Origin of the sequence: Stenotrophomonas sp. STK16_22, from assembly GCF_051984505.1 — a bacterium.
In the GTDB taxonomy this organism is placed as follows: domain Bacteria; phylum Pseudomonadota; class Gammaproteobacteria; order Xanthomonadales; family Xanthomonadaceae; genus Stenotrophomonas; species Stenotrophomonas maltophilia_A.
Window position 1 is genome coordinate 457,370 of the sequence record NZ_CP196972.1, and the last position, 12,356, is coordinate 469,725.

Annotated in this window: 8 protein-coding genes; 5 read left to right on the top strand and 3 right to left on the bottom strand. The window is 62.2% G+C overall.

All coding sequences use genetic code 11. The features are described 5' to 3' along the window. Positions 1 to 500 precede the first annotated feature (500 nt). The 3 genes from ACSYAO_RS02050 to ACSYAO_RS02060 form a co-directional block, all read right to left on the bottom strand. A complete protein-coding gene (locus ACSYAO_RS02050; protein WP_049462937.1) occupies positions 501 to 869 on the bottom strand; it encodes a hypothetical protein in 369 nt (122 codons plus the stop codon). 454 nt (positions 870 to 1,323) lie between these two features. Continuing rightward, positions 1,324 to 1,698 carry a TonB family protein gene (locus tag ACSYAO_RS02055; protein WP_080356568.1) on the bottom strand — a complete coding sequence of 125 codons (375 nt, stop codon included), beginning with the start codon at positions 1,696 to 1,698 and terminating at the stop codon, positions 1,324 to 1,326. Between the two features lie 324 nt (positions 1,699 to 2,022). Next, positions 2,023 to 2,670 carry a HEPN domain-containing protein gene (locus tag ACSYAO_RS02060; protein WP_049462936.1) on the bottom strand — a complete coding sequence of 216 codons (648 nt, stop codon included), beginning with the start codon at positions 2,668 to 2,670 and terminating at the stop codon, positions 2,023 to 2,025. 906 nt (positions 2,671 to 3,576) lie between these two features. Between ACSYAO_RS02060 and ACSYAO_RS02065 the strand changes: the two genes are divergently transcribed. From ACSYAO_RS02065 to ACSYAO_RS02085, 5 genes are all read left to right on the top strand, one after another. Then, positions 3,577 to 4,581 (top strand): helix-turn-helix transcriptional regulator, encoded by a 1,005-nt coding sequence (locus tag ACSYAO_RS02065; RefSeq protein ID WP_004139622.1) that lies wholly within the window; start codon positions 3,577 to 3,579, stop codon positions 4,579 to 4,581. Between the two features lie 88 nt (positions 4,582 to 4,669). Beyond that, on the top strand, positions 4,670 to 6,433 hold the full coding sequence (locus ACSYAO_RS02070) for a dynamin family protein (RefSeq protein ID WP_032968364.1): 1,764 nt from the start codon (positions 4,670 to 4,672) through the stop codon (positions 6,431 to 6,433). Next, positions 6,430 to 8,643, top strand: coding sequence for a dynamin family protein (locus ACSYAO_RS02075; protein ID WP_049462935.1), 2,214 nt, complete (start codon positions 6,430 to 6,432; stop codon positions 8,641 to 8,643). The genes ACSYAO_RS02070 and ACSYAO_RS02075 overlap by 4 nt, the downstream gene beginning before the upstream one ends. Then, positions 8,640 to 10,505, top strand: coding sequence for a dynamin family protein (locus ACSYAO_RS02080; protein ID WP_049462934.1), 1,866 nt, complete (start codon positions 8,640 to 8,642; stop codon positions 10,503 to 10,505). The genes ACSYAO_RS02075 and ACSYAO_RS02080 overlap by 4 nt, the downstream gene beginning before the upstream one ends. Before the next feature lie 530 nt (positions 10,506 to 11,035). Then, positions 11,036 to 12,226: a DUF6361 family protein gene (locus ACSYAO_RS02085; protein WP_049462933.1), complete on the top strand. Its 1,191-nt coding sequence runs from the start codon at positions 11,036 to 11,038 to the stop codon at positions 12,224 to 12,226. Positions 12,227 to 12,356 lie beyond the last annotated feature (130 nt).

Here is a 12,356-nt window from a genome sequence, read left to right on the forward strand (position 1 = left end):
AGGGCAGCCGTTCTCAGGTGGGCTCAAGTTCCTCCTGCGTCCCTCGGTTGAGCCCCATCTATCTTTCCAGCGCTGTAGCTCTATTGCATAGCTTGCAACCGTGGATATGGTGACTATCAGAATTCTTGGCCCAGAGTTGTCCACGAACACAATGGCATCGTCACGTAGGCTCAGATCAAAGAAGTGTGCACCTGGATCATGCTTTCCGATGGTGATGCCTTGGCAAGCCAACTCCTCGGCAAAGCTCTCGGCGTCGGCCCGAAACAGGGCAAACTCCGAGTCGGTGAGCCTTGGGTAGTTCTCAAGACTCATTGTGGTGGCTGGCGCGTACGCTCCGCCAATGATCAATCCTAGTAACGCTGCCGCAGTCAGGGCAAGTAAAGTCTGGCTCGGCATAGTGAGGCCAGTGTTGGAGGCTAAGGGGCTCAGACAGCGGCGCATGCTTAGGGCCGTGCATGCAATCCGGCGCGTTGCACTCGATGTGCGTAGCAAAGCACGCTCTATTCCCGAACCTGCAACCGCTCAATAGCCTGCGCAGTCAACGCCACACACGCCATCTTCAATCCTTCCATCACCCGATCCCCCACGTACTCCTCGGGCGCACCATTCTGCCGAGTCCGCTCCGCAGCCAGCATCAGCTCCGCCACCACGCGCAGCCCCGCCAGCGCGCAATCCGCATCCGCCAGCTGAAGACAGCGCCCAGGCAGTTGATGCCGTTCCGGCCAAGGCTGACCGTCTGCAGCCACACCGCTACCAATGCGGCGCAGTGTGGCGACGAAGGTGTTGGGATCGGGGGATGGTTCGCGCTCGGCGTCGGCGTTCTCCGGATCGTACTGCGCGTGCAGGGAACGGAAGTCCGATGTGGTCATGGCAATGCTCCGTACAGGACAGATAGCAGCGCCACCAGATAAAGGCGGCGGACGATGCGTGGTTCGAAAGCCGGACAGTAACCATGCCGGTGGGTCCGAAGACCCCCACGCACCGCCCGCCATGGAACGCGAACGGATTGCCAGCCGGCGTCACACAAGGTGACGCCGGCTGACAAGCGCAAAACACAAGGTTACTGAGCGGGCTTTCGAACCCCGCGCCACCCTTTTCCGGTGGCACGCCAAGAGATACCCGTGCAGCAACCAAATGCCAAGAAACCACAGGACTGATGATTGCCAGTCCTGACGCTTTCGGCATTGTCGCACACGGTGTTAAGCCAGCAAGCGATTGCGCCGCAACGCTCTTGAAGAGCTTGGCGCTATTGGCCCCAAGCGCAGGAGCGCCCGCAGCCAGGGCGATGGCCTAGGGCCAATCGCGACAGATTGGAGCAGCGGTTCAGCCGGGCGGCGCCTCGGCCGTGGGCACGAAGGTCAGACGGACCCGTACCCGCGCATGCCGCGCGACGCACTCAACCACGACCGGATCAAAGCGCCACTGGTCCACTGCGGTAAAGGCCGCTCGATCGAGCTCCCGCAGTCCGCTGGACCGCGCCACCATCACGTTGGAAACGTGGCCCAGCTCATCCAATTGAGCAACCAGCAGCACCGCCATGGGAGCCTGCAGGAAGGTATCGGGCGGCGTGGCGAGGGCCGTTGAATACACAAGGGCAGGTGCCTGCTGCAGCTTGAGGGTGGGGTTGTCGCCGGCCTCTACAAACACTTCAGTGGAAACCTGCGGGTCCGCCGCCATGGCCATGGCAGCTGTGGCCATGGCAGCATCAGAACGAGGTTCAGTGCCAGGGCGGTGTTCAAACGGGGCATACGTGGTTTCCATTCCGGTGCGCTATCAGCATCGCGGCCATCCCCCGGCTGGCTCCCGCCTGGACCGGCTGGCCGCGCCCAGGCCGACGTCGTAGTGGCGGGTGATAGCGCGTGGGTAGAACCTTCCAGCCGCCCGGCGAGGATCGTGGGCATGATCATCCCCTTGGGGGTGGGGGATGGCGTGGAGCGTGCATGGCTGGGGCGGGTCCCAGCCATGCGCTCAGTCCCTAAACCGCGTTGCCGGGCCTGCCGAAATCTCTGGCCGTGCCGTGGTTCAGATGTGGATCATCGGGTAGGCGACTTCACCCAGGTCGGGCGCGTCGTCCCTCATCATCAGATGCAGGATTGCCGGTACCAGTTGGCCCAGGATGGCGGCGCCATCTCGCAACTGCTCACGATTGGCATGGCTGTCCCACGTGGCCCCGCCATGTACCAGCTGGTTGCGCAGTACGTACAGCCGGTCAAGCACGATGGAGAGCACGACTTCAGTACGCCGCTCAACTACGGCCTGCAGCGCCGAGCGCTGGTCCTTGGCAAAGCGCTCTGCCCACTGGTCGCTGCTGTCATGTTCCCGCAGTGCCTTCCAGAAGCGTGCATAGACAAAGCGATTCCCGATAAGGGTTCGGATAGGCCCGGGAAACTGTTTGAACAGGATGTCCTGCAGGCTTCCTTGCTTGTCATGCCTCAGCAAAGCATCGAAGAACTTGCGCAGTTGTTCGCGCTCGGCATTCTCGAATCCGAACTCCTGGGCATAGGCTGCGTTCAGCGCAATCCACAGAAACAGGAATCGCGCGTCCGTATCCTCGTCTTCCTGTTCGGCGCGGTTGAGCCAGCTGATGGCGCGGTGTAGGCGCACGCGCGTCGAGTCCGGTTGTGCATCGCGAATCTGACGATGCACTTCCTTCAGAGCAGTCGAATCCATTTTTCCCCCCTGTAAGATTTGCCATTATGCATGGCACCTCCGGCTGGGAAACTACTCCGAACGTCGCGCACTCCGCCAAGCCTCGGGTAATCCCTGCCAAAGCGCATCCAGAGTGGCTGCGCTGCCGCACGCCAGCGCAGTGGAGCGGCACTCGGGGCAGGCGCGGAACCAGGTCAGTCCCTCGATACGCGCATCCCCGGACGAAGGCAATGTCCGCTTCCAGCCGCAGTCTCGGCAATGGTAGGTCGACTTTTGCGCCAGTCCCCACATGCTCTGCCGAGCCTCAGTCATCTGCGCCGACAAGCTGCTGATCCGTCAGCCAGCGGCCCAGCCCATACAGCGCGAAACCGTAAACCACCGTGGCACCGATAATCTTGAACATGCAGTCCCTCCTCCTGGGTAGTAGCGGGGCGTCCAATGCCCCTGTTCCGATCCTTCGGCGTCCATTCTGCAGAGGGGTGCGACAACCTGTGTCGCGTCACCCGGGCCGATACTCGGCGCTCCCGGGATCGTGGCGGCGCGATTGGATTTCAGACCATTCCTAAAGACATCGCGCGCGAGTTGGCGATAGATTCTGCTGCAGAGCGATCCACCACGAGGCGCCCCGTGCAGGCATGCGTCGCTGCCCGCCGAGCGCCGTGCCATTGGCATCCGTAGCCGGCCGCTATCGGCTTGCGTTTGGATTACTTGAGCCTCCATCGGAACACACATCGTTCCACATCCGCACCCGCAGATGGCCCTGTGTCTGCTGTGAAAGCGTGATCGGATTCAAGATAATCACGAGACCAAGGGAAGGAACCCGTTGTTGGCCGAAGTGGCTTCTTGCGACATCAGATGTCGCAGCTTTCGGTTGAATCGGCTCATCCCCTGCTGGGATGTCGTGGAAACATACAAAGGACTGGCAACATGGACACCGATAACCGCTCCTCGCTGGCGCGCCAGTGGCGTCTGCTGCAGCTGCTGCAGCCTGCTCCGCACTACCGCACCGTGAAGGAGCTCGCCCAGACCTTGGCGGCGGAGAGCTACAAGGGGGGTACTCGAACCATCGAGCGGGATCTGAACGCCCTGTCGCTGCAGTTCCCCATCGAGAGCAATGATCTTCAGAAACCCTATGGTTGGGCATGGATGCGCGGCGCGGCCGCCTTCAGCATGCCGGGCATGTCCGTCTCACAGGCGGTGGTGCTGCTCACCGCGCAGCGCAACCTGCAGGGACTGTTGCCAGCCAATCACTGGCCTGCACTGACGCCGTTCTTTGACCAGGCAGAGAAGACGCTGGCGGCGGTCCGCACGACGCGTTCCACGCGGCGCTGGCACGAGAAGGTCGCCGTCGTGCCAGCCAGCCAGTCCCTGCTGCCGGCTGCGGTGGACACCGACGTGGCGGTCAACGTGCACCAGGCGCTTTTCAACGAGAAGCAGCTGCGCTTGTACTACGTGGCCCGTGGCCGTAGCGATGCCAGTGAGTACGTCTTCCATCCCTACGGGATGATCCAGCGTGGAACGTCCAGTTACCTGGCTGGACGGATTGATGGGCGCACGGAGACCACTACGCTGTCGCTGCACCGGGTACAGCGTGCAGAAATGCTCGACGCCGACACCGAAGGTGCTGAGTCCTTCGAACTCGGAAACTATGCGAGCCGGGTTGCCGCTGGCTTCGAGAGCAAGGGACCTCTGTCCGTTGAGCTGGAGCTTGATGAAGCCCTGGCCCAGCACCTGGCGGAGACACCGCTCTCCCGTGATCAGAAGCTGGACGTCGGGGACGGTCTTGTTCCCCGTCTGCGGGCCACCGTCGATGACTCCGCCCAACTGCGCTGGTGGCTGCTCGGCCTGGGCGCATCGGTACGCGTTCTGGCTCCCGCAGCACTGGCCGACGATATCGCCGCTCGCCACCGAAGCGCCGCACAGCGTTACTGACGTGTGGGTGCGACGCCGGATGTCGCACGCCCGCAACACAATCTTTCCGCGCTACTCCTTCGACCTACACGCCACACAGGGGAAACAGATGTTCGCTGTTAAGAATCAATGCCTTGGTCTGTTGGACCGGATTACGACGCTGGCTGACAGCGCAGCGATCGAACTGCCTGAAAACCACTCGCTCGCCGAAGAAATGCAGCGGGCCGAACTGTTGGTACCGATCATCGGTGCGTTCAGTGCAGGAAAGAGCTCGCTGATCAACACCTTCCTGGGCGCGGACATCCTCCCGGTCGGTATCACCCCGGAGACTGAGCTGGCCACCGAGTTGCGCTTCAGCCGGGATCCCCACGTTCTGGCGCACCGTGCCGATGGTGGCAGTGATCGGCTCGCCGTGGAGGACTTGCTGTCCATCAAGCCGCGGGCCTCGTCGTACACGCACCTGGAACTGCATCTGGACGACCCGCGCCTGGAAGCGCTGTATCCACAGGTTCTCGTGGACATGCCCGGCTTCGGCTCCTCGCTGGACAGCCACAACAAGGCCATCGCCCATTATCTGCCGCGTGGCGCGCACTTCATCGTGGCCGTGAGCGTGCCCGACGGTACTCTGGCCGAGTCGACGCTGCGCCAGCTTGAAACCATGCAGACCTATGAGGCTGGATTCTCGATCCTGCTGAGCAAGGCGAACCTGCGTTCGGCCGAAGAAGTGGATGCCGTGGAAGTGGCTGTACGGGAGCAGCTTGAGCTGCGCCTGGGCGTTGCGCCGGCCATGGCACGCGACGACCGCAAGCAGGGCAATGGACTGGCCAGTCTGCTGCCCAAGATCAGTGCAAGTGATCTGTGGATCGGCCGCTTCCTGCCGCGAATCTCGCGCCAGCTTGCCCACGCTCGTGCCCAGGTGAAAATGGCACGCAAGGCGTTGGATCAGAGCGATGCGGATATTGATCGCAGCGTACGTCAGCTGAATGATGCCCTGGATGATCTGAACGCCCAGCGCGACGCCCTCGTCGCCAAGCTGGGCCGTAGCCGCCTGAGCCAGGTGGTCGAACAGTGCGTTGAGGAAGTAGGCCAGGCCCTTCGCGAGGCCTCCAGTGAGCTGCAGGCGGCCGCTGCCGGTGGCAACAACCCGCGGTTTGCGCAGGTCGTCAGCGATATTTCCCGCCAGCGCTTGAGTCGTGTGGTCAAGGAACGCATGGAAGGGCTGAGCCAGCAGGCGATTGGTGATCTGGCCAAATCCCTGTCTCAGCGCGAGGTGGATGAGGTTGGCAGTGTCGGCGGACCGGACTGGACGCAGCAGATGCAGACGCGCGTGCAGGAGACGCTGACCCAGACCGGTCAAGCGCTCGAGCGCTGGCAGGGCAACCTGCAGAAGGCGCGTGAAGACGAGAAGCTGCTGCGTCCTTATGCCGGTGATGACGAGAATGATCGGGAGAAGACCCAGAGAGCCCGAGTCGCCTTCCGCAGTATCACCACCGTTCTGGCGGTCACCACCAGCGTCGTGGCTCCGGCGATCGAGCTGGTCGTGATCTTCCTGCCGGAGATCCTCGGGTTTGTGTCGCGCAAGCTCCGCGAGGAGGAGCTGCGCAAGACCATCGACAACCAGGTTATTCCGTCGGTGCAGCGCGAGTTCCGGACCAAGCTGCCCGAGCTGCTGCAGGCACAGGTTGATGGCCTGATCGAGCAGGCCGTGCATGAGTTCAAGACGGCCATCGAGGAAAAACGGCAGCTGCTGGAAAGTGTTGTGGCCGAGCAGAGCAGTCCTGCCCGCGCGGCACGCGTGAAAGCACTTGACGCAGCGGAAGCTGGTCTGACCTCCGTTGCGAACGAAGTCGTCGCGCTGGAGTCCGCCCGATGAGTGCTGAAGTGATCCTGGACCGTCAGCAGAAGTTGATCACGTGGCTTGCAGCACACGCCGACATTCTCAATGGCGCCGTCGGGGCTTCGTCGCAGTGGGAGATCGACACGATCGATAGCCTGAAGGAAGCGTTGTTGCGACTGGACGACGAAAATCGCCTGATGGACATTGGCATTGTCGGCCGGGTCAAGGCCGGCAAATCGACGCTGCTCAACGCGCTGGTTTTCAACGGGGAGTCAGTACTGCCGCAGGCGGCGACGCCGATGACCGCAGCACTGACCACGCTGACCTACGGCGACCGGTTCAAGGCGACCGCGCGCTTCTACTCCGAGGCGGATCTTGCCAACATCGAGCAGGCCGCTGCTGCGTACAGCGACCTGCTTGAGAAGTCGCTGATCGAAGAGCTGCGACGCACGGAAGGGCGTGCGGGCCTGGACCCTGAGCGCCGCAGGGAGCTGGCCGAGCGGGGTGCCCGACGGGCACTGGCCACCCAGCAGCCGTCCTTGCAGGCCTCGCACGAGCAGTGGGAGAAGATCACAGCATCCGGCCTTTCGTTGGCCCGCCTGAAGGAGGACAAGCCGCTGGAGGCTGACGACGTACAGGGCCTGGCGGCGCTGCTGGCGGACTACGTTGCCGCGGAAGGTCGCTACATGCCTGTAACCAAGAGCGTCGACATCGAGATGCCGGTGGAGGCGCTGCGCGGGCTGCGCATCATCGATACGCCGGGGCTGAATGACCCGGTTGCATCGCGCGAGGCACGCACCCATGATCTCTTGAAGTGCTGCGATGTGGTGTTTGTCGTCAGCCCGGCAGCGCAGTTCATGAGTCAGGAAGATCTGGACGTGATGGCGCGGATCACCGCTGCCGAGGGCATCCGCGAACTGGTGCTGGTTGCCAGCCAGGTGGACAACACGCTGCATGGTTCGGAAATGCAGGCACAGCTGCATGCTTCGCTGACCGGTCTGCGGCGGGAGCTTGCGGGCCATGCGGGCAAGGTGCTGGATAAGCTGAAGCTCTCCAACCCCGAGGTTGGCGATGTATTCCAGAGCCTGGTGGACAAGGGTGAGGATGCGATCATCCACAGTTCCGGCATGTGCCATTCGATGTCCGTCGAGTTCGACAGCGTGGCGGATTGGCAAGGTGGCCGCCTGACGGCATGGCAGAACCTCAAGGAAACCTACCCGGACTACTTCAGGGATGACAATCCAGGGCTGTCACGCACCAATCTCGATCAGTTGGCCAACATGGCCGGTCTGCATGAGGTGGTGGAACAGACCCGTTTAGCGAAAGCGCGCGTGCTGGCCGCTCGGCGCCAGGACCTGCTGGATGCCAAGGAGCGGAAGCAGGTCGAGCTGCTGCGTGAGCTGCGCAGACAGTTGTCTTTGCGCAGAGGGGAGATTGGTGAGGCCGGGCTGACGGAGCTGAAGAAGAACAAGCGAGGGCTGGAACGTCGCAAATTCAACCTTACGGTGGCTCTGGATGATGAGCTCATGGGTATCAAGACTGGTTTCGTGAATGGCCTCAGGAAGGCCATGAAGGAGGTCATCGATGGCGCCTACGACGCTGCCGATTCGGGGGTGAGCAGGACGGTAGGTACCGAGAAAACCACCCGCCGCACTGAGTCTCCTGGCGCCTTCAATTGGGTGGCAAGAAAACTCTGGGATGGCGGCTACCGGGAGTATGAGGAGAACAACCGCACCGTCCTGCCTGCTGCTGTGAAGTCCGCCGTATCGGCATTTGCTAGTGGGCTGCGAACAGATCTTGACAGCAGAGCGACTGAGTTGCAGGCCAAATTTGGCAAGCGGCTGTTTGCAGAACTGCTCCAGACGGCGCGACGGCAGTTGGACGATGAGCTGGACATCGAGGCGGTTTATTCATCGCTGAAGAGCATCGTCAATGGCGTGGAGTTTCCTCCGGTTTCGCTTCGGGCACCGGTGCTGAAGGCATCCACCATGAAGCTGAAGGGTAGCGAGGCCGATACGTTCCTCGAGCAGGCGCAGCACGCCATTGAGACACTGCGAGAAACGGCTGAGGCTGCGGTCTACGAGTATGTTGAGACAGTAAAGAGGGCAATTCCAAAGTCTGTTGCAGATGACTTCATTGGGCACATTCAAGCTCAGTTCGATGCACTGCAGGCGCTGATGGAAGACGCTGAAAAGACGCGGGCGACACTGACCATGATGGATGCGGAGCTGGAGGCAATGCAGTGAGTGGTGACAATGGCAGGCCGTTGTTCGAAGGCACCAGCGCGCAGCACCTTACCTACCTCGCCGGGTGGAAGCCGTGGGGCCGTCGGCCCCACGTGACCGCCATCCAGGAGCAGATGGATGCAGCCAGCCAGCGTTGGATCTCCATCGTGGAGGACCATCGACGGCTCAACATCACGGCGGAGCAACGCGCGCTTGCCTTGGCAGAGCGGGAAGCTGAACTGAAACACGCATCCGGGGCTCTGGCAGAGCGCGAGACCGAACTTGAACGCGCATCGGAGGCTCTGGCGGAGCGGGGAACTGAGCTGAAGAGTGTGTCCGAGGCCCTGGCCGAGAGTGAGACCACCCGTAGTCGCGAGCGTGACGATGCGCAGACCCGCGAGCAGGCACTGGCTGGCGAACTCGATGCCCAGAGGCAGGTCTCGCAGGAGCTGCAGAAGGAGCTTCAGGAAGCGGGCAGGCGCGAACTGGACCTGAGCCAGCGCTACGGCGCCGAGAAGATGGCCCGGGCGCAACTGACGACGAGCCTGGTGGATGCCCAGGACCGCCTTAAGGTGCAGTCCATGCAGCATGCTGCAACCCAGGCTGCGCTTGAAAGCGAGCAGGAGCAGAGCCGTCAGTTGGGTGGCGACCTGGATCTTCTGCAGGCCGAACATGCCGCAACGCAGATCCGCTTTGCGCTCGTTTCGCGCCTGCTTGCTGTGCCGCCGCCGCGAAATGAGGGAATCGAAGCCTTCCAGAAGCTGCTCGATGATGACTACATGCGCTTTGCTAGTGCCGAGGCGTCCCTCGCTGACGAAGCGAAGGCGCTGAGGCTGTTGCAGTCCATCCAGCAGGAGCTGCACCTGATGGCGGCCAATCCGGACATCTTCCGCCGCACGGTCGTGGGGGTGGTCGGTGGCTTCAGCAGCGGAAAGTCGGCCTTCATCAATAGCTTCCTCGGCAAGGATTTCAAGCTGCTCTCCAGCGTCACGCCGGCAACCGTCATCCCCAGCTACGTGTATCCCGCGCAGCAGACGCAGATCCAGGCGTATTCGTTCAATGGCGGCTGCATTGATCTGGATGCCGGGTTCTACCAGGAAATGTCCCGTGCGTTTGTCGAGAAGTTCAGCTTTGACCTCAAGCGGATCATGCCCTTGGTAAGCGTCGGTACCAGCATGGACACCGAGCGCACCGGCAACATCTGTCTGATGGATACCCCCGGCTACAACCCGGGTACCGAGGGTAGTTTCAGTCAGAGCGATCGCGCGGTAGCCGTGTCTCACTCGCGGAAGTCGGATGTGCTCTTCTGGGTCATCGGAATTGACGCCAACGGTACGACTCCGGATTCGGATATCGAATTCCTGAAGGAGATTGGTTTCGAGGGACGCCCTGTCTACGTGGTTCTGAACAAGGCCGATCTGCGATCAGCTGATCAGATTGAAGAGATCCTGGGGCAGATCGAGGACGAAATCGAGCTGAATGGAATCACGGTTGAGGGCATCAGTGTTTACTCCTCAAAGTACGGCAAGGAGTACGAATTCCGTGGAAAATCCATGCAGGACTTCCTGCGTGAACGTCCCAAGGGTCGTCTGCCGATGGAGCATGTCGAGGATCGGATCAACGAGGTGTTCGAGCTTTATCGCAGTGCCATCACCGAATCCATCGCGACGGCGAAGGCCTGCCGCTCGGCCGCGCGTGCGCTTGCATTGGACCTGATGCAGGGAGATGTCCAGGATGCGGCAACCATGCGTTCGGCAACCCAGAACGTGGAGACCATCAACGCGGCGATGAACCTCGACGCCCTGTCCAGACTTCTTGTCGATGCGGACCAGATCAATGCCGCTTTCCTCGATGCAGCAAGACGGGTGCTCACGCCCGCTTGATGCGGGTGTGGCCTGGCATGACCTGTCTTTGCCTGAATGTCGCTATGGCTTGGGGCCTGCCTTCCGCCAGGCCTCAGGCAGACCATTCCAAAGGTGGTCGAGGGTGCGGGTGGGGCGGCCAGAGACGGCGGGTGACCTGCACTGCGGGCAATGGGAGAAGTGCGTCAGCCCCGGCAGACGCACATCCCCCGCTGGCGGGGTGATACGAAGCCAACCGCAGGCTGGGCAGTGATAGGTCCAACGTTGTGTACGTCCCCACATGGGCGGCTTGCCTCCGTATGAATGGCGGGGGCATCCCTGCCCATGGTGCGTCCTGCTGGTCCATCCTCTTTGAGGGCGCGACAGCCAGTGACGCATTGATCGGAAGAATGGCTGGCCGGCACATGCAAGAGCAATCGAGCAGCACAGATACAAGCGTCACCCACACCAGAAACAGGAACAGGGGAAAGTGATGAACCAGCAGACCCAATGCACGCGCCATGTATCGCGCCGCGCATCCACGCGCGCACGCGCCTGCGGGAGGATTTGAGATGCCTTCCAGCCTGACATGGCTCGACCATGACGCTGCGGCACAGGCACGCAGCGCTACGCTGCTGGCTCTTCTGGACCAGCCCGGCACCCGCGACGAGCTCGGATTTGGCGGTATCCGCGATGCGTTGTCCGACCAGCTGTTCCCCGGCACCTCCGTCATCCAGACGCGGCTGCGATACATGCTTCTGCTGCCGAGGATGTTCATGGGCCTGGAGGCTTCTTCGGTACGCCCCAGGGATTATGCAGAGCGTGCGCGGCAGGATGAGCTGAAGCTAAATGATTGCCTGGCGGCGGAGGACGGGGCGTTCGGTCGTGATTCCGGCCACACGCTCAAGCGCCTTGCCAGCTCCGTCTACTGGGCGGGCATGCGCTCCTGGGGCATCTTCGCGCGATCGGGCTCCCAGCAGGACTACTTCTCGGCCATCGAGCAGATTCGCAGGGAGCGCAGCTGGAAGCAGCAACGCGACGACGGGATGGAGGACGCTGAGCTGATTGCACAGACCTGGCATCCCTCACTGGAGAAGCTCGTACCGGTGGCCGCACTGGAAGAGGGATCGCTGTCCCTGACCGCGGACGAGGCGGAGTTCATCCGCGAGCAATGGAAGGTTCATCACCCGCAGACCCTGCTGGTGTGGCTGGCGCAGGACAAGGGGCGATTGGGCGACTGTGCCGACGCCGGGTTCCCATGGCTGCATCCACAGATCCGCCAGGCTCCGCAGCCGCTGCGTGAGCTCGTGGAACACGCGCGTCAGTTCTCCCGTCTCGCCAACGGTGCGTCGCTGGTCTACAACCTTGCCCTGGCGGAGGCGTCTTCCAACGATGAACGTCGTGAGGAGTACGGCCAGGAACTGAAGACCTGGATCGACGGCGTTCCGGCTTCGCAGCTGGGCGAATGGGACATGGTGCGGTTCTGGGAGCAGGTGGAACGGGTGGGGCGTCCGATTCATCCGCGCACCCGCGAGTTCGTGAGCAGCTGGCTTGCGCTGGTCAAGGCCGGCCAGGCCGACAGCCCGCAATCACGCAGTCTCGTGCGTGAGCGGGAGCGCTCGCTGAAAGGCAATCTCTCGCGCTTCAATCCTGAAAACCTCGATCGCTGGAGCGGTGCGTCCGGCCTCGGAATCCTCAATTACCGGTGGGGCATCACGCGCCGTCACCTTGCCGACCTCCTGCACGGCCTGGAGGCCGCATGATCCATCCATCTGCACGCAGTACTCTGACCGAGGCCTTGCAGCCCCCCAGCGGCTACCGGTTTGATGCCGGCGTCGCCACTACGTACAGCCTGTCGCTGGGCGCGTTGCTGGGATTGCCTGCACATTTCGC

Coding starts and splice junctions, on each gene's coding strand:
- ACSYAO_RS02075 (WP_049462935.1), top strand. CDS start 6,430: ATGAGTGCTGAAGTGATCCTGGACCGTCAGCAGAAGTTGATCACGTGG.
- ACSYAO_RS02055 (WP_080356568.1), bottom strand. CDS start 1,698: ATGGCCACAGCTGCCATGGCCATGGCGGCGGACCCGCAGGTTTCCACT.
- ACSYAO_RS02070 (WP_032968364.1), top strand. CDS start 4,670: ATGTTCGCTGTTAAGAATCAATGCCTTGGTCTGTTGGACCGGATTACG.
- ACSYAO_RS02050 (WP_049462937.1), bottom strand. CDS start 869: ATGACCACATCGGACTTCCGTTCCCTGCACGCGCAGTACGATCCGGAG.
- ACSYAO_RS02065 (WP_004139622.1), top strand. CDS start 3,577: ATGGACACCGATAACCGCTCCTCGCTGGCGCGCCAGTGGCGTCTGCTG.
- ACSYAO_RS02085 (WP_049462933.1), top strand. CDS start 11,036: ATGCCTTCCAGCCTGACATGGCTCGACCATGACGCTGCGGCACAGGCA.
- ACSYAO_RS02060 (WP_049462936.1), bottom strand. CDS start 2,670: ATGGATTCGACTGCTCTGAAGGAAGTGCATCGTCAGATTCGCGATGCA.